The 19,337-nt window shown below is 60.4% G+C and carries 11 protein-coding genes, 1 tRNA gene and 2 rRNA genes; 1 reads left to right on the top strand and 13 read right to left on the bottom strand.

Annotated features, from left to right (window positions below; translation table 11 throughout):
* Positions 1 to 23: 23 nt before the first annotated feature.
* From DWX63_RS04145 to recJ, 11 genes are all read right to left on the bottom strand, one after another.
* Positions 24 to 2,998, bottom strand: a 23S ribosomal RNA gene (locus DWX63_RS04145).
* A gap of 399 nt (positions 2,999 to 3,397) precedes the next feature.
* Positions 3,398 to 4,903 (bottom strand): 16S ribosomal RNA (locus DWX63_RS04150).
* Together the 16S and 23S rRNA genes form the textbook arrangement of a ribosomal RNA operon.
* A gap of 535 nt (positions 4,904 to 5,438) precedes the next feature.
* Positions 5,439 to 5,798 (bottom strand): 50S ribosomal protein L20, encoded by a 360-nt coding sequence (gene rplT / locus DWX63_RS04155; protein WP_006234421.1) that lies wholly within the window; start codon positions 5,796 to 5,798, stop codon positions 5,439 to 5,441.
* A 45-nt stretch (positions 5,799 to 5,843) separates the two neighbouring features.
* On the bottom strand, positions 5,844 to 6,035 hold the full coding sequence (gene rpmI, locus DWX63_RS04160) for a 50S ribosomal protein L35 (protein ID WP_006234422.1): 192 nt from the start codon (positions 6,033 to 6,035) through the stop codon (positions 5,844 to 5,846).
* Positions 6,036 to 6,067: 32 nt separating this feature from the next.
* On the bottom strand, positions 6,068 to 6,637 hold the full coding sequence (gene infC, locus DWX63_RS04165; RefSeq protein ID WP_089573296.1) for a translation initiation factor IF-3: 570 nt from the start codon (positions 6,635 to 6,637) through the stop codon (positions 6,068 to 6,070).
* Positions 6,638 to 7,068: 431 nt separating this feature from the next.
* Positions 7,069 to 7,155 (bottom strand) — tRNA-Leu (locus tag DWX63_RS04170).
* 39 nt (positions 7,156 to 7,194) lie between these two features.
* A complete protein-coding gene (locus tag DWX63_RS04175; RefSeq protein WP_117842898.1) occupies positions 7,195 to 8,628 on the bottom strand; it encodes a transglutaminase-like domain-containing protein in 1,434 nt (477 codons plus the stop codon).
* Between the two features lie 252 nt (positions 8,629 to 8,880).
* Positions 8,881 to 9,747: a class II fructose-1,6-bisphosphate aldolase gene (gene fba, locus DWX63_RS04180; RefSeq protein WP_117766024.1), complete on the bottom strand. Its 867-nt coding sequence runs from the start codon at positions 9,745 to 9,747 to the stop codon at positions 8,881 to 8,883.
* Positions 9,748 to 9,942: 195 nt separating this feature from the next.
* The gene (locus tag DWX63_RS04185) at positions 9,943 to 10,626 is read right to left on the bottom strand and encodes an MBL fold metallo-hydrolase (protein ID WP_117842899.1); all 684 of its coding nucleotides are present in this window, start codon (positions 10,624 to 10,626) and stop codon (positions 9,943 to 9,945) included.
* An 84-nt stretch (positions 10,627 to 10,710) separates the two neighbouring features.
* Positions 10,711 to 13,071: a bifunctional (p)ppGpp synthetase/guanosine-3',5'-bis(diphosphate) 3'-pyrophosphohydrolase gene (locus DWX63_RS04190; protein ID WP_089573299.1), complete on the bottom strand. Its 2,361-nt coding sequence runs from the start codon at positions 13,069 to 13,071 to the stop codon at positions 10,711 to 10,713.
* A gap of 15 nt (positions 13,072 to 13,086) precedes the next feature.
* Positions 13,087 to 16,374 carry a single-stranded-DNA-specific exonuclease RecJ gene (gene recJ, locus DWX63_RS04195; RefSeq protein WP_117842900.1) on the bottom strand — a complete coding sequence of 1,096 codons (3,288 nt, stop codon included), beginning with the start codon at positions 16,372 to 16,374 and terminating at the stop codon, positions 13,087 to 13,089.
* A 276-nt stretch (positions 16,375 to 16,650) separates the two neighbouring features.
* On the opposite strand from recJ, the gene DWX63_RS04200 reads away from it, so the two are divergent.
* Positions 16,651 to 17,649 (top strand): bile acid:sodium symporter family protein, encoded by a 999-nt coding sequence (locus tag DWX63_RS04200; protein WP_117842901.1) that lies wholly within the window; start codon positions 16,651 to 16,653, stop codon positions 17,647 to 17,649.
* 30 nt (positions 17,650 to 17,679) lie between these two features.
* Here the strand turns inward: DWX63_RS04200 and DWX63_RS04205 are convergent, their stop codons facing one another.
* The gene (locus tag DWX63_RS04205) at positions 17,680 to 18,477 is read right to left on the bottom strand and encodes a DUF4931 domain-containing protein (protein WP_117842902.1); all 798 of its coding nucleotides are present in this window, start codon (positions 18,475 to 18,477) and stop codon (positions 17,680 to 17,682) included.
* 3 nt (positions 18,478 to 18,480) lie between these two features.
* Entirely contained in the window at positions 18,481 to 19,158 is a 678-nt protein-coding gene (locus DWX63_RS04210) for a copper homeostasis protein CutC (RefSeq protein ID WP_117635467.1), read from the bottom strand.
* Between the last annotated feature and the right edge of the window lie 179 nt (positions 19,159 to 19,337).

The raw sequence follows: 19,337 nt of genomic DNA on the forward strand, positions 1-19,337 counted from the left end.
GTCCCGCGGGCCGCGAGGTGCGGTTCCGGAAGAGCTCGGGCGATTAGTGCGGCTCGGCTGAGGCTGTCGCCAGCCTTGCACCTGCCGTCTATCGACCAGGTAGTCTACCTGGGCCCTTACCGGAAGGAGAACTAATCCCTGGAACGGCTTCCCGCTTAGATGCCTTCAGCGGTTATCCGCGCCGCACGCGGCTACCCGGCCGTGCCGTTGGTCGACAACCGGTTCACCGGAGGTGCGTCCACCCCGGTCCTCTCGTACTGGGGGCAGCCTCCATCGATTCTCCTGCGCCCACGGAGGATAGGGACCGAACTGTCTCACGACGTTCTGAACCCAGCTCGCGTACCGCTTTAAACGGCGAACAGCCGTACCCTTGGGACCTGCTCCAGCCCCAGGATGCGATGAGCCGACATCGAGGTGCCAAACCTTGCCGTCGATGTGGACTCTTGGGCAAGATCAGCCTGTTATCCCCGGAGTACCTTTTATCCGTTGAGCGACGGCCCACCCACTCGGGGCCGCCGGATCACTAGAGCCTGCTTTCGCACCTGCTCGGCTTGTGGGCCTCGCAGTCAAGCCCGCTTGTACTCTTGCATTCAAAAGGACGGTTGCCGACCGTCCCGAGCGGACCTTCGCGCGCCTCCGTTACCCTTTAGGAGGCGACCGCCCCAGTCAAACTGCCCGCCTGGCACGGTCCCCGAGCCGGTCGACGGCCTCGGGTTAGGACGCCGGTCGCGCGAGGGCAGTATTCCAAGGGCGGCTCCCCGGGGGCTGGCGCCTCCGGATCTGTGCCTCCTGCCTATCCTCTACACGCGGGACCAGCGGCCAATGCCAAGCTGCAGTGAAGGTTCACGGGGTCTTTCCGTCCTTCCGCGGGTAAGTCGCATCTTCACGACCAGTGCAATTTCACCGGGTCCATGGTCGAGACAGCGCCCAAGTCGTTGCGCCTTTCGTGCAGGTCGGAACTTACCCGACAAGGAATTTCGCTACCTTAGGACCGTTATAGTTACGGCCGCCGTTTACCGGGGCTTGGCTTCGGGGCTTCGCGCGATGCGCTAACTCCTCCGCGTGACCTTCCGGCACCGGGCAGGCGTCAGACCCTATACGTCGCCTTGCGGCTTCTGCAGAGTCCTGTGTTTTTGGTAAACAGTCGCTTGGGCCTCTCCACTGCGGCCCGCCTCCGCTCCCGGAGCAAGTCCGTTCACGTACGCGCGGGCACCCCTTCTCCCGAAGTTACGGGGCCATTGTGCCGAGTTCCTTGACCATGGTTGACCCGATCGCCTCGGTATGTTCTACCCACCCACCTGTGTCGGTTTGCGGTACGGGCGCGCACGCGCCTGCCTAGGGGTTTTTCTAGGGACCTCGGGCTCACTCGCTTCGCTTAAGTGCTTCGTCCGGAGCCTCGCCCTCGTGCGGACCGGATTTCCCTGGTCCGCGGGCCGCGCTCCATCACGGGGACGTCCAGAACCCCGCCGAGCCACCCCCATCCGTCGCCCCGTCGGTCGTAGCGCCGCGTGCGCGGTGCAGGAATGTCTGCCTGCTGCGCGTCGGCTACGCCTCCCGGCCTCGCCTTAGCCCCCGACTGACCCTGGGAGGATTAGCCTTGCCCAGGAAACCTCGGGTTCACGGCGGACGAGTTACTCTCTCGTCTCTCGCTACTCATGCCAGCATTCTCACTCCCATGCGCTCCACCGCCGGTCGCCCGGCGGCTTCCCCGCCCATGGGAAGCTCCCCTACCGATTCTACTTAGGTAAAACCCCGCCGCTTCGGTGTCCAGCTTAGCCCCGTGTATTGTCGGCGCATGTCCACTCGACCAGTGAGCTGTTACGCACTCTTTGAATGAATGGCTGCTTCTAAGCCAACATCCTGGTTGTCTGGGCGGACGCACATCCTTTGCCACTCGGCTGGAACTTGGGGACCTTAGCGGGCGGTCCGGGCTGTTTCCCTCTCGAGCACACAGCTTAGCCCACATGCTCTGACTGCCGCGCTCTGGGCCGCCGGCATTCGGAGTTCGGTTGGATTCGGTAGGCGGCGAAGCCCCCTCGTCCATCCGGTGCTCTACCTCCGGCGGTGAACGCGCGACGCTAGCCCTAAAGCTATTTCGGGGAGAACGAGATATCTCCGGGTTTGATTGGCCTTTCACCCCTATCCGCAGGTCATCGCCGCCGTTTTCAACCGACGTGCGTTCGGCCCTCCACGGGGTCTTACCCCCGCTTCAGCCTGCCCACGGATAGCTCACCCGGCTTCGCGTCCGCGGCGCGGGACTCAAGTCGCCCTGTTAAGGCTCGCTTTCGCTCCGGCTCCCTTTCGGTTAACCTCGCCCCGCGCCAGCGACTCGCTGGCTCATTCTACAAAAGGCACGCCGTCACACCGTATAGGTGCTCCGACTGCTCGTGGGCGCACGGTTTCAGGTACTGTTTCACTCCCCTCCCGGGGTGCTTTTCACCTTTCCCTCACGGTACTGGTGCGCTATCGGTCACAGGGTAGTACTCAGGCTTGGATGGTGGTCCACCCAGGTTCGGACCGGGTTTCACGTGCCCGGCCCTACTCAGGGACCGCGTCGCGCCGTCCGGTCTGGGTTCGCGTACGGGGCTGTCACCCGCTGCGGCCGGCCCTCCCATGCCGTTCCGCTCCCCAGCCGGACCTGCGCCCGGGGGCGGCAGCCCCCGGATGCGCGGCCCTGCAACCCCGTCGGCGGAACCCCTGCCGGGTATGCCCGCTCGACGGTTTGGCCATCGGTCCCCTTTCGCTCGCCGCTACTCGGGGAGTCTCGAGATTGATTTCCTCTCCTCCGGGTACTTAGATGTTTCAGTTCCCCGGGTTGTCCTCCCCGCCCCTATGTGTTCGGGGTGGGGATATCCACACTGCTGTGGATGGGTTCGCCCATTCGGAGACCCCCGGGTCGAAGGATGTGTGCTCCTCGCCGGGGATTATCGCAGCTTGCCGCGTCCTTCATCGGCTCCCTGTGCCAAGGCATCCGCCGTGCGCCCGTGGTATCTTGCGGGACCGCTCTCGGGCCCGCGGGATATCCACGTGTCGCTAATTAAGTTAAATTAATCGATATCATGAATAGCGCTCGTATGTCGCAATTCGGGTATCTCATACCGCGGCACAGTAGTTGACTGTGCTCGCGATCAGATGCTCCTCACTCATATATAAGTGAATTCTTCTTGTTTGGATCGGATGAATGATTGCTATCATTCTTGATTTAATCGCAGAAAAGAATCGAGTCTGGAAGAATGATCTTCCATCTCTCTCCTATCGCTATGCGGCTCTCAAGGTACGCGGGTGCGACCCCGGGGACCGGGTGCTGCGGGGACTTCCCCCGGGCGACATCCACCGGACGGGCTCCTGCCCTCTATTCGAGTTAAAGTGTTTTCTCTCTAAGAATGTGTCTCCCTAGAAAGGAGGTGATCCAGCCGCACCTTCCGGTACGGCTACCTTGTTACGACTTCACCCCCCTCACCCTCCACACCTTCGGCGCCTCCCCCCTTGCGGTTGGGCCGGCGACTTCGGGTGCAGACGACTCGGGTGGTGTGACGGGCGGTGTGTACAAGGCCCGGGAACGCATTCACCGCGGCATGCTGATCCGCGATTACTAGCAACTCCGACTTCATGGGGGCGGGTTGCAGCCCCCAATCCGAACTGGGGCCGGCTTTCCGGGATCCGCTCCCCCTCGCGGGGTGGCATCCCTCTGTACCGGCCATTGTAGCACGTGTGCAGCCCAGGGCATAAGGGGCATGATGACTTGACGTCGTCCCCGCCCTCCTCCGCCTTGACGGCGGCGGTCCCGCGTGGGTTCCCGGCATCACCCGATGGCAACACGCGGCGGGGGTTGCGCTCGTTGCGGGACTTAACCCAACATCTCACGACACGAGCTGACGACAGCCATGCACCACCTGTATGGGCTCCTCTCGGCCACGGGGTCTCCCCCGCTTCACCCATATGTCAAGCCCTGGTAAGGTTCTTCGCGTTGCTTCGAATTAAGCCACATGCTCCGCTGCTTGTGCGGGCCCCCGTCAATTCCTTTGAGTTTTAGCCTTGCGGCCGTACTCCCCAGGCGGGACGCTTAATGCGTTGGCTGCGGCACGGGGGGATCGCCCCCCCACACCTAGCGTCCATCGTTTACGGCTGGGACTACCAGGGTATCTAATCCTGTTCGCTCCCCCAGCTTTCGCGCCTCAGCGTCGGTCTCGGCCCAGAGGGCCGCCTTCGCCACCGGTGTTCCACCCGATATCTGCGCATTCCACCGCTACACCGGGTGTTCCACCCTCCCCTACCGGACCCAAGCCGCGGAGGTTCCGGGGGCTTCGGGGGGTTGAGCCCCCCGCTTCGACCCCCGGCCTGCCGGGCCGCCTACGCGCGCTTTACGCCCAATGAATCCGGATAACGCTCGCCCCCTACGTATTACCGCGGCTGCTGGCACGTAGTTAGCCGGGGCTTCTTCTGCAGGTACAGTCTTGACTCTTCCCTGCTGAAAGCGGTTTACGACCCGAAGGCCTCCGTCCCGCACGCGGCGTCGCTGCGTCAGGGTTCCCCCCATTGCGCAAGATTCCCCACTGCTGCCTCCCGTAGGAGTCTGGGCCGTGTCTCAGTCCCAATCTGGCCGGTCGGTCTCTCAACCCGGCTACCCGTTGTCGGCACGGTGGGCCGTCACCCCGCCGTCTACCTGATGGGCCGCGGAGCCATCCCCTCCCGTCGGGGCTTTAGCCGGGGTGCCATGCGGCACCCCGGGGTATCCGGTATTACCCGTCCTTTCGGGCGGCTATCCCGGGGGAGGGGGCAGGTTCTCCACGTGTTACTCAGCCGTTCGCCACTCGCTTCCACCCGGAGGTGGGTGCCGTTCGACTTGCATGTGTTAGGCGCGCCGCCAGCGTTCATCCTGAGCCAGGATCGAACTCTCCGTCCAAAATGTATTGGGCTTCGAGCCCGTCCGGTCCTCTCAGTCCATCGCTGATCGGTTCCGTTCGATTCATATGGTTCTGTATAGGAAAAGGAATTTCTCGGGGCCGCCTCTCGGCGGCCTTGCGAAAAACAAATCCAAGTTAGACCATTTCAAATGGTTCGATGTCTGCCCGGATGCGACACAACTGGTGTGTCCATCCTCGCAGTATCCGGTTCTCAAGGTGCACGCTCTGCGGCTGATCCGGTCCGACCGGGCCGCGCGGCAAGGAGATATATTGCCAGACCGCGAAGCCTTGTGGGACGTCAATTCCACTCTTCACAAGTCCTACACAACATATCGCTTTCTATAGGTAATAGAAAGACTAGTGCGGATCTTCCGCACGCATCAGATGATGACCCTTTGGTTCAGGAATATATAGAGATCGGTCACCTGTAAGTGTCTATCTACCCGCGCTTTTAGCAATGTAAACCGCGCTTCAGATAAAAAGAGGGAGCGCCGCGCACAACGCGACACTCCCCTAGCGATTCAAGAGAATCTATTAGGCCTCGAGAGCCTTCTTGGCGATGGTAGCCAGCTCGTTGAAGGACTCGATGTCCTCGTAGGCCATCTGAGCCAGGACCTTGCGGTCGAGCTCGATGCCGGCAACCTTCAGGCCGTGCATGAACTGAGAGTAAGAGATGTCGTTCAGGCGAGCAGCAGCGTTGATACGGGTGATCCAGAGAGAACGGATCTCGCGCTTCTTGTTGCGGCGATCACGATACTGATACTGCAGGGAGTGCTGGACCTGCTCTTTAGCATGCTTGTAAGTACGCGAAGCGGCACCGTAGTAACCCTTCGCACGGTGCATAACGGTACGGCGCTTCTTCTTGGCGGCAACAGCGCGCTTAATACGTGCCATGTTCTATCAACTCCTAGATGGTAAAACGAAAACGGGAACGCGAACTTAGGCGAGACGCGACTTGATGACCTTACGGTCGGCAGCGGCGATCTCGGTCTCCTGACGGAAGCCACGCTTACGCTTGGTGGACTTCTTGCTCAGGATGTGGCTCTTGAAAGCCTTGGCGCGCATAAGCTTGCCGGTACCAGTCTTGCGGAAACGCTTCTTGGTGCCGCTGTGGGACTTCATCTTAGGCATGAAATACTCCTTAATCGGTTACAGAACACTAGTTACTTGCTATCGCTTGCCGCTTTATCCTCATCGAAGGCGCCCTTAATCGGGGCGAGCAGCATAAGCATGTTACGGCCTTCCATCTTAGGCTTGGACTCGACCGTAGCGTAAGGCTTGAGATCCTCGGCGAGACGCTCGAGAACGTTAAGGCCCTGCTCCGGGTGAGCCATCTCACGGCCGCGGAACATGATGGTGATCTTAACGCGTGCGCCCTTCTTGAGGAAACGCAGAACGTGGCCCTTCTTGGTCTCGTAGTCGCCAACGTCGATCTTGGGTCGGAACTTCATTTCCTTGACCTCGACCTTGGACTGGTTCTTACGAGCAGCCTTGGCCTTCATGGCCTGCTGGTACTTGAACTTACCGTAGTCCATGACCTTGCAGACCGGCGGCTCCGCGTTGGGAGCGATCTCGACCAGGTCGAGACCCTGATCGTCGGCGACGCGCTGGGCATCGCGGATGGCGAACAGGCCGAGCTGAGAGCCATCGACGCCAATCAAACGACACGAAGATGCAGTGATCTCGTCGTTGATGCGGGTGTCATCAGACTTAGCTATTTTCCCTACCTCCATTCATAAAAAAATAACCCGGCGCTTCTCAGCAACCAGGTCGTACACATAGACCTCCTCGATTTGAGGAAGGGAATCTAAGTTGTATGACCAGTCAGCTGCTCATTGGCGCCAAAAGGTGGGAACCCTCAGGCTCCTCTTTAGGGCATTGCGGGAACAACGCCTTGCGAATAATAACACGTACAGCACGTTATCACATTACGTACACGAAAAAGGGGCCTTGACCCCCTTGAACACTCGCTTGTATGTATGGTGCCCGAGGCGAGACTCGAAGGGCCTTCGCTTCGCGAAGCTCCAGGCTTCGGGCGCGTGGCGCCCTCGCCACGCTCCGCTACAAACAGGCCACAAGCCTGTTTGCTTAACGCTTCGCGCGCTCACGCGAGTTCGGCACGAAAAAGGGGGCCGCAGCCCCCTTGAACGCTCGCTTGCATGAATGGTGCCCGAGGCGAGACTCGAACTCGCACGTTGTTGCCAACGGTGGATTTTGAGTCCACTGCGTCTGCCAATTCCGCCACTCGGGCACGTAATGCGTGAGTTAGTTTATCACAGCTTTCTGTTGATTAGTCCGAAAATGGAACTTCAAGCATTTCGACGAGTTCGACCGTGCGGAGCATCTCGCGCTGACGACATCCGCGGCCGTCGATTGAAGCCTCGCCCATCTGGTTGTCATAGGGATCCTCGCGCATGCCGTCGAAAGAGGACTCAAACTCTGCCTGGAATCGATTGTTGGCCACCATACGCCACGGGTCGAGATTGCCGAAGTAGTGACGGCGGCGCCACTCCTCCCCCATCCTGCGAGCAGAAGATCCAAATGACACGTCGGCGTTGAGCCAACCGGTCTGCGGCGTATAGAACTCTGCCCAGTCGTGCGACCCCACCGAATCGGGCGCAACATACAGGCCGCTCTGCCAACGGGCAGGCACGCCCGCGATACGGCACATGGTGATAAACGTGAGCGCCATAACGCCGCAATCGCCGCGGAGCGAATGCGCGCAGTCATCGGCAATAGATCCCAAAAGCAAGTACGGCGGCTGATAGCGATAGTCGATATACTGCGTCAGGTAATCATAGATAGCACGGGCGCGATCGAGCGGATCATCGAGCCCGTCAATAACACGCTCCGTCAACTGCCGCAGGTACGGTGTAAACGCAATGTGCGGACGGTCCTCGAAAATATCCTCGGGCAGAGGCGCGTCCATACGCGGGTGAACCGGAAGTGTGCCACCGTAGACATCACAATAAGCAGCATCGATTTGATAACGATAGGTCACCGAGAATGAGCGCTCACTCGAAGAAGACCACGAGGCGGTACGCGCCGAAGCATTCGCGGGGGCAACAGCACCCTCCGGCGTCATATCGAGAACCTCGATATGAGACTGTTGACGACAGGCGGCGGCAACGGGTAGCCACGCGCAAACAGTCTCTCCATCTAGAGCGCCGGGGACAGACACGGACGCTTTAAGCGTAATGACGCGAGCCAATCCGTTTTGTGACTCCATCTCCTTGAGCATCTCGTTGCGCAGTGCTATTCCGTCCGTAGAATCGGGCCGCATGCCGGGAACCTCTTTAGGATATACGCGAAGCGAATCGAGGAAGTTGTCGAGAACGAACAGTTCGCCATCGATAAAGCGCCAGTCAATACGCTTACGATTAATCAGGTCATCAAACTGCTCTTCGGTAAACTCTGGCCACTCCTCGCGAATCATCGCAATAGCCTGATCGCGCGACACCGAAAAATGAAGCGGCGTCTCGAGCATGCGATACCGCTCGGCACGAACACAAGCAGCCAGCGAAGGCTCGGGGTTCTGCTCCAGAAGGCGATCGCAGGCAGCAACAGCCTGCATCAAATACCCGGCATCCTTAAGACGAAGAATCTCAGGGGGTAGCCCAATATCGAGATGGCGAAAATCATCACTGCAAACATCAACAGAGCAGCCAACAGGACCCTCGTCAATAACCTTCCCATCCGAAGGCAGTACATTAATAACAGCCATACCAAAACTCCAAGTCACTAGAACGCTTGAAGCCCATTGTAGCGAGATAAAAAAGAAAGCCCCAACAAGGGAGCCATCAACACTGCTGAACGGTAGTCAAATAAATAATTCAGCCTCGTAACCCTGCGGCGTTAAACGAAGGAAGCCCCGTCCCCCGGAGCTGTTTTCTTGGCGCGACTTCTGGCAAAGCCAGGTGAGCGCAAAGGAAACAGTGTAGGGGGACGGGGCTTCCGGCGGGAAGTTTAGCGACGCTTACGCCTTGTTGACGGAGCCAAACTCCTCCATGAGCTCCTTGGTGCGGGCAACGATGTTGTCGCGACCAGGCTTGAGGAGCTTGCGGGGGTCAAAGCCCTTGCCCTGCTGATCCTTGCCAGCCTCGATGTACTCGCGGACGCCCTTGGCGAAGACGAGCTGCAGGTCGGTGTTGACGTTGATCTTGGAGATGCCCAGGGAGATGGCCTTCTTGATCTGATCCTCGGGGATGCCGGTGCCACCGTGCAGGACGAGGGGCAGGTCGCCGGTCTGAGCCTTGATCTCGCCCAGACGCTCGAAGGAAAGGCCGGCCCAGTCGGCGGGATACACGCCGTGGATGTTGCCGATGCCGCAGGCGAGGAAGTCGACGCCCAGGTCAGCAATCTGCTTGCACTCAGCGGGGTCAGCGAGCTCGCCGTTGGAGGTCACGCCGTCCTCGGTGCCGCCAATGCCGCCGACCTCGGCCTCGATGGACATGCCCTTGGAGTGGGCAAGCTCAACGAGCTCCTTGGTGCGGTCGAGGTTAAGCTGGAAGGTCTCCTCGTGAGAGCCGTCATACATGATGGACGTGAAGCCGGCCTCGATGCACTTGAAGCAGTCCTCGTAAGAACCGTGGTCGAGGTGAAGGGCGACGGGAACGGTAACGCCCGTGGCCTCGACGGCAGCCTTGACCATGTCGGCGCAGACCTTGAAACCGCCCATCCACTTAGCGGCACCAGCGGTGCACTGAAGGATCAGCGGAGACTTGGCCTCCTCGGCGGCCTGGAGAATAGCCAGGGTCCACTCGAGGTTGTTGGTGTTGAAGGCACCGAGACCGTACTTGCCGGCCTCAGCCTTCTTGAGCATGTCTGCTGCGTTGACGAGCATAAAAGAAACCTCCTGTAAGGTTGCTCCGATAACGCCTGAGATTTTACCACGGCGCACCCGGGCATAAACGTTCGTTTGTTCACGAATATCGTCCAAACAGACTTTTTTTGACCGTTTGCCCTACGGAATCGACCCGTTGGGGAAAAATAGCTTGACGTTTGGACGCTTCTCGTGCTTCAAAAGCCGACTATTAAGCTACATCCGCATGAAAGGGTTCTGCATGAGCTCGCGTGCCATGGTGGTCGAATCGCCATGGCCGGTTAGGCAAACGGTATCGGGTGGAAGCATGTGGGCGAGCTTGGAGAGCGAACGCAGAATCGCTGCCTCGTCGCCACCGGCAAGATCGGTGCGGCCGTGGCTGCCCGGGAATAGGGTGTCGCCCACAAAGGCAATGTTCCCCTGCTCGGTGGCGGCGAACAGAACGATGCCGCCCGGTGTGTGCCCGGGCACCTCAATTACCTGCAGGCAAATGTCGCCCAGCTCAATGGTGTCGCCCTCGGCAAGCAGCCGCGTCGGCTCCCCGGGGTCAGGCGTCTCAATGCCCCACATAGCTCGCTGTTCCTCGATGTTCGCATGCGGCACCGCCACATCCTTAGCACACAGCTCATACTGGCAGCCCTCGCCAACGGTGGTTCGCACGCCTGCAACACCACCAACATGATCGGCATGGCCATGAGTGCATACGGCGCCAAACACGCGTACGCCGGGATGCTCGGCTCGAATATGCTCCACCAGGCGTTCGCCTTCCCATGCGGGATCGATAATCACGCACTCATTGTCCGAAATAACAGCATAGCTATTGGTCTGAATGGGACCGTTTACGAGCGTCTCGATCTCGACCGATCCCTTGGGAGTTAAATCCAAGGACACAGCACTCATGTCCCTCTCCTCTCTATAGAACTCGAGGCATCAAACGATGCCTCGAGTGTAGCGAATATCGATAATGTGACACGTTCGTCGCGACTAAACGCGGCGCTTAAGCTGGGCTCCACCCTCACCGGGCATCAGGCGGCGCGCGTCGTAGACCGAGTCAACGCTGCTGATGGAGGCCAGCAGCGGATCCAGACCACTCGCGTCCGAGATCTCGACCATAAAGCGCAGGGTTGCAATACCCTCGCGGTTGGTCGACGTGGCGGCAGAAAGGATATTGCCGCCCGCATCGCCAATGGCAATGGTGACATCCTTGAGCAGGCCCATGCGGTCCAGGCACTCGACCACGATCTCGACCTGGAAGAGGGTGTCGGCAGCGCCGTCCCACTCCACTTCGATCATGCGCTCGGGATGCTCCATAAGACCCTTGACGTTGGGACAGTTGGCGCGATGCACCGAAACGCCACGACCGCGCGTGATGAAGCCGACGATGTCGTCGCCCGTCACGGGGTTGCAGCAATGAGCCAGACGGACCAGTAGGCCGCTGTTGCTCTCGCCCTTGACGATAATGCCGTTACTGGCGCTCTTGCCGCGCTTTTGCGGCTTGCGGTTGGAGCCGCGAGCAGGCTGCTTCACGACCTCGGCGATAGCCTCGGCCTTGGTGAGCTGTTCCTCGGGCTTGGGGTCCAAGATTTGCTCGACCTTATTGCCCACAGCGCGCGGGGCAACCTTGCCGGCGCCGACGGCGGCAAACAGGTCCTCGAGCTGCTTGAAGTTAAACTGCTCCGCCACGGCGTTGAGCGCACGCGTCGAACGCGGCGTAGAAATGCCATAGCCACGCTTACGCAGGTCCTTAGCCAGCATATCGCGACCAGCAGCAGCGTCGTCGTCCTTGGTCGCAGCGGCAAAATAGCGGCGGATCTTTGACTTGGCGGAAGGTGTCTTAACGATCTTGAGCCAATCACGCGACGGCTTGGAACTCTTGTTAGTCAGAATCTCGACACGGTCACCCGTCTTAATCTCGTGCGTGAGCGGAGCCACCGCACCGTTGATTTTGGCGCCGACGCAATGGTTTCCCACCTCGGTGTGAACGGCGTAGGCAAAGTCGAGCGGCGTGGAGCCGGCACGAAGCGCCATGACCTCGCCCTTGGGCGTAAAGACAAAGATCTCCTGATCGAAGAGGTCGACCTTCAGCGAATGCAGGTATTCCTTGGCATCGGTGATCTCGTCGGAAGCCGCCCAATCGAGCGAATGCTTGAGCCAGTTGATCTGGTCGTCCAAACGTTGAGCGTCATTGGTCTTGGAAGCAGACGATCCGCCCGACTTCTTATAGAGCCAGTGGGCGGCAATGCCGTACTCGGCCTGCTCATGCATCTCATAGGTTCGAATCTGAATCTCGAGCGGGCGAGCCGTGGGGCCGATGACCGTCGTGTGGAGCGACTGGTAGTTATTGACCTTGGGCATGGCGATATAGTCTTTAAAGCGGCCGGGCATGGGGTGCCACAGCGTGTGCACCGCGCCGAGCGTGGAGTAGCAATCGCGCACCGAATGCGTGATGACGCGCAGTGCCACCAGGTCGTAGATCTCGGAGAATTCCTTGCCCTTGCGCTTCATCTTTTGGTAGATGGACCAATAGTGCTTGGAACGGCCGTTGATCTGGAAGTCTTCCAGGCCAATGCGGTTGAGCTCGTCGGTGAGCGTCTTGATGGTCTCGGCCAGATAGCGCTCACGGACCTCGCGCGACTCCGCCACCATGCGTGCGATGCGCTGGTAGGCATCGGGCTCCAGGTAGAAGAAGGACAGGTCCTCGAGCTCCCATTTAATGGAGCTCATGCCCAGACGGTCGGCCAGGGGCGCATACACGTCCATGGTCTCGCGAGCCTTAAACAGGCGACGGTCCTCACGCAGGGCTGCAAGGGTGCGCATGTTGTGCAGACGGTCGGCAAGCTTAACGATGATGACGCGGATGTCCTTGGACATGGCGAGGAACATCTTGCGCAGCGTAAGCGCCTGCTTCTCGTCCATGCTATCGACTTCGATGTTGGTGAGCTTGGTCACGCCATCGACGAGCTCGGCCACCGTATCGCCAAACAGACCGGAAACATCGGCGAGCGAGGTCTCGGTATCCTCGACGGTATCGTGCAGCAGCGCGGCGCACACCACATCGCAGTCCATCTTGAGGTCGGCCAGAATGATAGCCACCTCGACGGGATGGTTGATGTACATCTCACCCGAGCGCCGCTTTTGGTTGCAGTGCTTCTCGGCAGCAAAGCAATAGGCCTGCTCAACCTTAGAGAAGTCGTCCTCATTCATATATTTGAGGCACAGGCGCTCCAGCTTGTCGTAGCTGTCCGCCATAATCTCGGGCGGCAGCTCATCGGCATGCTTATAGTGCTCCATCTCCGAGAACGGTTGGAGGGTGGAATCATGGGCGGTACGGGCTGCGGCATCCATCGAGGTCCCCTTCCCCTAGGCCCGCGGTACGATCGGGCGGTTAACTTTGGCTAGCATATCAGAAGCGCACGAATCAAGCGCCCAACTCCGGAAAGCCGAGAACTCCATGCGCGAGCGCAAGCCCTCCAAATAGCGGATTGACCTGCTCAATTGCACACGGCCGGGGTTTTCGGCCATCGCAATGCGACGGGTGTCATCAAACCCCGAAACGCGACAGAAGCCAAGCTCTTCGAAGATTCCCAGACCGCTTGCCACCGAGCGCTCGTCAACCGGCGTGCGGGCATCGATGGCAAGGCACATCTGCGCGATGTCGATATCGCTCGCACTAAATGAGTCGGCTCCGGTCTTGCCGCGGTTGGAGCGCCACATAGTCTGCAGCGCGCGATAGAGCGTGACAAGCTCATCGCGCTCGGGCGCGTAACAGTCGAGCAGGCGCTCGTTAATGCGAGCGTCACGCGACGAATAGAGCAGGTGAATCACGGCGGGCTGTCCATCGCGACCGGCGCGTCCGCTCATCTGGTTGAACTCGATGGCGCCAAAGGGCATGTGGTAAAGCACAACATGGCGGATATCGGGAAGGTTGACGCCCTCACCAAAGGCAGAGGTCGAGACGATGCAGCTGAGGCTTCCGTCACGAAACGCTTCCTCGACACGGCGACGATCGGAGCGCGCAAGCCCCGCGTTATAGAACGCGATGCGGGCCGCGCAATCGGGTACCCGCTTGCGCAGCGTCTTAGCAAGCGCCACGGACTGGTCGCGCGAGTTGACGTAGATGACGGTCTTCTCCCCCGTCGCCACGATTGACACCAGGCGGTTCTCGCGGCTCGCAAGATCTCGGTCATCCTCGAGTTGCAAGTTCTCGCGCACGGTCTCGTCGACCACCGTACGGGTAATCGGCAGCACGCGGGCAAGCTCCGCCACGACCGGAGCCGTCGCGGTGGCCGTCGCCGCCATAACGACCGGATCGCCCAGGGCCTTGAGGATATCGGGCATGTCGAGGTATGCGCTGCGGTCGCCGCCCTTGGCAAGACCGGCATGGTGCGCCTCATCGATAACGACAAAGCCGATGCGCCCTGAACGCGCAAAGCGGTCGCGGTGAATAGACAGGAACTCAGGCGTCGTGAGTACGATGCCGGTGCGGCCCGAAGCCAGGCCGGCAAACACATCATCACGCGCCGCCTCCACGGTCTCGCCAGTCAACACGCCCACGCCAATGCCGAGCGCGGCCATCGTCGACGAGAGGTGATAGGCCTGGTCGGCAACGAGCGCGCGCAGCGGATAGACAAAGATGCTCGCACGCCCACGAAGGACCGCCTCGCGCGCGGCATGCACATGGAAGATAAGAGACTTGCCGCGCCCCGTTCCCATAACGGCCAGAACACTTTGGTGATCGGCCAGGGCATCGAGCGCCTCGACCTGCGCGCGGTGCGGCTGGTTCGAGCCGATAAAGCTATGGATAAGCGAGCGCGTCAGCTCGGTATAGGAAAGCTGGGCGAGCGCTTGGCGCTTGCGGGACTCCAGACGAAGACCGGCGTCCGCAGGCTCCACGCCGCGGCGAAGCTCGCATGCCGGATCGTCGATATTGGACGCCGCGGTATCGCGCACCAAGGCATCTTTGATCATGAGCTTGGGCTTCACGCGTCCCTGCCAATGCTCGGCCACGGCCTCGAACACCAAGTCGACGGCGCTGTCGCAATTGATGAGCTTATCGATCTGCGGCACGCGGAACATGATGGCCGGCACACTCGCGGCGCCATCGGTCGCCACAAAGCGCATGTGCTCGCCGGTTTTGCCCACCACGGCGCGATCGCACATCGTCACGCCCTCGGCAGCCAGCAGCGGCACCTTGTTGCCCTGGCCAAACGGCTCAAGACGGGAGATCTGCTCGATGGTCTCGATATTCAGCTCGGAAAGGTCGACGGTGGCGGCGACCTCGTCGGTGTCTTCAAAGTCCTCGGCGGGAAGCTCCGATAGCACGGCGGAAAGGCGGCGGCGGAACTCATCGAGCTTGGATGCCTCGATGGTCACACCCACCGCACCGGCATGTCCGCCGCGACGAATCAGCAGGTCGGAACAGCGCTCGACGGCGTCAAACAGGTTAACTTTGCCCACCGAGCGACCAGAGCCGCGCGCGATACCGCCCTCGATCGAGAACAGCAGCGCCGGCACGTGATAGCGGTTGGTCAGACGGCTTGCCACGATGCCCTTGACGCCCTCGTGCCAGCCCTCGCCACCCACGACGATTGCGCGCCCGCCATCATAGGTCTTCTCGACCTTTGCCATGGCATCGCGCGTGAGCTCCGCCTCGATCTCACGGCGCTGGCGGTTGATTTCCTCGAGCTCGGCTGCCAGTGCGCTTGCTTCGATGGGATCGCGGGCAAGCAGCAGGTCGAGCGCCAGCTTGGGATCGGCCATGCGACCGGCAGCGTTTAAGCGGGGAATGAGCGAGAACGATAGGCCATCCGCCGTAATGCTCGAAAGGTCCGCCTTGGCGAGCGCGGCAAGCGCGATATAGCCGGGACGGGCCGTCACGCGCATCTGCTGGATGCCCTCGGCGACCAGTGCGCGATTCTCGGGCGTGAGCGGCATCATGTCGGACACGGTGCCCAGCGCCGCGACCTCTATCAGCGAACGCCAATACGACGGCTTGCCCAAACGCTCGCCCAGGACCTGCACCAGCTTGAGCGCCACGCCGGCACCGGCAAGCTCGCGCGAGGGACCCTCGTCCTCGAGTTTGGGGTCGGTCAGGGGCACGCCCTGCGGCACCTGGTCGGACGGCTCGTGATGGTCCGTGACCACCAAATCGATCCCCAGGCTCTCCAGATAGGAGACCTCCTCCTTGGCGGCAATGCCGTTATCGACGGTCACGATCAGGTTGGGTTGGGCGAGCTCGTTGACGCGGTCGAGCGCCGCACGCGACAGGCCGTAGCCCTCGTCAAAGCGATGCGGAATAAACGGCGTGACATCGGCGCCAAACGTGCGCAGTGCCTCGGTCAACAGGCAGGTCGACGTAATGCCGTCAACGTCAAAATCGCCAAAGACCGCGATGTGCTCGTGGTTGCGAATAGCGCGCTCGACGCGGTCGGCAACGACCGCCATGCCCGGAATAATGAGTGGGTCGGCCCAGTCGCGATCGAGCGAAGGCGTCAAAAACAGCTGACCTTCTTCGATGGATGTAATGCCGTGCGCGACCATAATACGCGCCACCAGCCCGGGAATGCCCAGGCCAGCCGAAAGCTCCTTTTCGAGCTCGGGGTTTTGCTGAGCGACCGCCCAGCGATGCGTCGTCTTAAGCGATGACATAGGCGCCCACCCCCGATAGGGGCAGGTCGCCGCGATACCTCTCACGGTTCATAGCGATGAGTCCTCTGTGTATGCCCGCTTCGGCAGGCAGATCTGTTGAACGGATTTATTATACCGTGCAGAGCAGACGCAAATCGCCGCAGCACGCCGCGGTTTCGGTAAACGATGCCGGTAATAGCCTCGAAATATTCGAGCGTTTCTGACGCACGGACGCATGCGAGCGTCTAGCATATCCATTCAAAACGGGTTCACGGGCAAAGGGAGTCACAAGCGCATATGAAGCAATGGGTTGGACTGGGCAAGTTTCTCGCGGGGCACATGCAGGTCATCGTTCCGATTTGCGTGGCACTCGGCGTGCTCTTTCCCCAACAGATTGGCGTACTCAAGCCCATCGTTCCCACCTTGTTTGCCTTTATGACGTTTCAGGGTGCGCTCAGCAACACCTTTCACCAGGCAACCGAGGTGTTCCGCCGTCCGTTGCGCCTAGTCTTGGCGCTGCTCGTCTCGGCGGTGCTTATTCCCATCGCGGCGTATGCCATGGGGTCACTCTTCTTTGGCTCCAACCCCAACCTTGTCTGCGGCATTGTGCTCGAATACAGCGTGCCCGTGGCCGTCACCGCTTTTATGTGGATCAGCATGTTCGGCGGCAACGGCCCGCTCGCGCTCACCATCATCCTGACGTCCTCGGTCATCTCGCCCGTCACGATTCCGCTCACGCTTAAGCTCCTGCTGGGTGCCACCGTTGCAATCGATGTTACGGGCATGATGCAGAACATGGCCTTTATGATCGCCATCCCCGCCGTGCTCGGCATCGTGATCAACGAGTTCACGCGCGGATGGGGACACGAGAAACTCTCCCCCGCGCTTTCGCCCGCCTGCAAGTTTATGATGATGGGTGTCATCGCCTCCAACTCCACCGCCATGAGCGAGTACGTGCTACACATGAATGCGGTGCGCCTGGAAGTCGCCCTCTTTATTTTGACCTTCGCCATCAGCGGCTTTGTCGTCGGCATTCTGGTCGCCCGCGCGTTGCACCTGCCGTATAGCGAGACGACCACCATGTGCTTTACCTGCGGCATGCGCAATATCTCTTCGGGCGCCGTCATCGCCACGCAGTATTTTCCCGGCGAGGTCGTGTTTCCCGTCATGTGCGGAACGCTGTTTCAGCAGGTGCTCGCCTCGGTTATCGGACATCTCTTTGAGCGACTGACCGGCGAGGAGCGCGCCGCCCAGCGCAAGCGCGTCGAGGCCGGCCGCGACGCCATGGGACGCTAGACTGTCCGCATTACGCGGGTGATAGTCTTGCTATACGAGCGTTTCCAGATGCGCACGCAGGCGCTCTGCATCGATATCGAGCGTGGTCTCGGCATTGACCTGGGCCAAACGATAACCGACAAAGTAGGGCGAAACCACCCAACGCGGCAACACCTTGGCAATGGTCCGGCCGTCCATGTGGTAGAAGAACAAGTTGTACGACTCCGCGCGGCCGCCGTGGTGCTCGTGCAGGATATAGTGCAGGGCCACCTGAATCGCATCGGCAAACAGGTCCGCTTCGGCTTGGTCGCGGGCGTCGTCGCTGGCGGCGATTCCCTGTGGAGCCGAGACGTTAACCTCAAAGAATCCCATAATCGGTTCGGTTGAGATGTTGACCGAGATTCTCCCCTGTTGCCAAACATTGATGCCTTCGAAATTGGCGGAAGCCAGCGAAGCATAGCCGTCTTCCTGCTCCAAGCCCACAATCTGCATGTGTGGATGGACGAGGCTGCCGCCCGAAAGCGGGCCTTTGTTCTTGTACATGAGCACACTGCGGTACTGTTGGGAATCGAGCATCTGCTGCCAACAGCCCAGGGCAAACCGCATCACATGATGCAGCTCATCCGGTTCATAGGTCGCCAGGTCGGCGTCGTGATTGGCAGACTCGATCAATACGGTCTGACGGGTGGCCCGCAAGGTCTTGAACTTATTCTCGAGCCAGATGCAGTCACCATCGCGCTGGATGACGCTGGCGAGCCCCTCCGTATCACAAAAGGGGCACGCGGTGCCAGGGCGACGATTATCGTCGGGCTTACCGCTCGCCTGCTGAACGTCAAATACCAGTGCCACAGGTTACACCTCCAGCGGCACGATCTTGGTGCCATGCAGCTCGGAGACGCCAAGTGCTGCCGCCACGGCATCGCGGTTGGCCGTGGTAATGCCGCCGCCAGGAAGGATGGTCAGGCGGTCGCCCGCGTACTCGATCAAGCGGACCAGGTTTTCGAAGTTGCCCTCGATCGACGTACCGGCAGCGCCGCCATGCGTGAGGATGCGCGTAACGCCGCAGTCGGCAAGTGTATCAATCGCATCGAGCTGAGCCTCGGGCGAGAGCTGGTCAAACGCCATGTGGAAGGTGATGTCAAGGGACTCGCGCTTGCACTCCTCGGCCGCACACCCCGCAGCCATCACCAAGGCACCGAGCGTGAGTTCGTCGAGCGCCCATCCGCCAGCACAAGGCTTGCAACAGCCAAAGACCAGACCATCGACGCCGGCGCTTACGGCAAGGCCCAGATCCATCTCCATCATGCGCAGCTCGTCCTGGTTGTAATGAAAGTCCCCGCCGCGCGGACGAATCATGCACATCACGCGCGCATCGTGCTCGTGAGCGTAGCTGACCGTAGCGCTGATAACGCCGGCGGAAGGTGTGGTGCCGCCAACGGCAAGGTTGTCGCACAGCTCAATACGACTCGCACCGGCCTTAATGGCCGCCGGCACCCGCTCAAAGTTCTCGGCACAAAACTCGTACAGCATAGATAGACCCCCGAAGACAGCAGATGTTTTCCGACGGGCATTGTCACACACCCCCATGAAGTTGCGGTGGAATAAGGACTCTTTTGGCCTCTGAGGCTCCCATTTAGTCCCTATTCCACCGCAACTTAAAGGGGTAGTCGTTGGCATCTGCCACAACGTCTACTCATTTAAGTACGTCC

This window comes from Collinsella sp. AF20-14LB (assembly GCF_003459505.1).
In the GTDB taxonomy this organism is placed as follows: Bacteria; Actinomycetota; Coriobacteriia; order Coriobacteriales; family Coriobacteriaceae; genus Collinsella.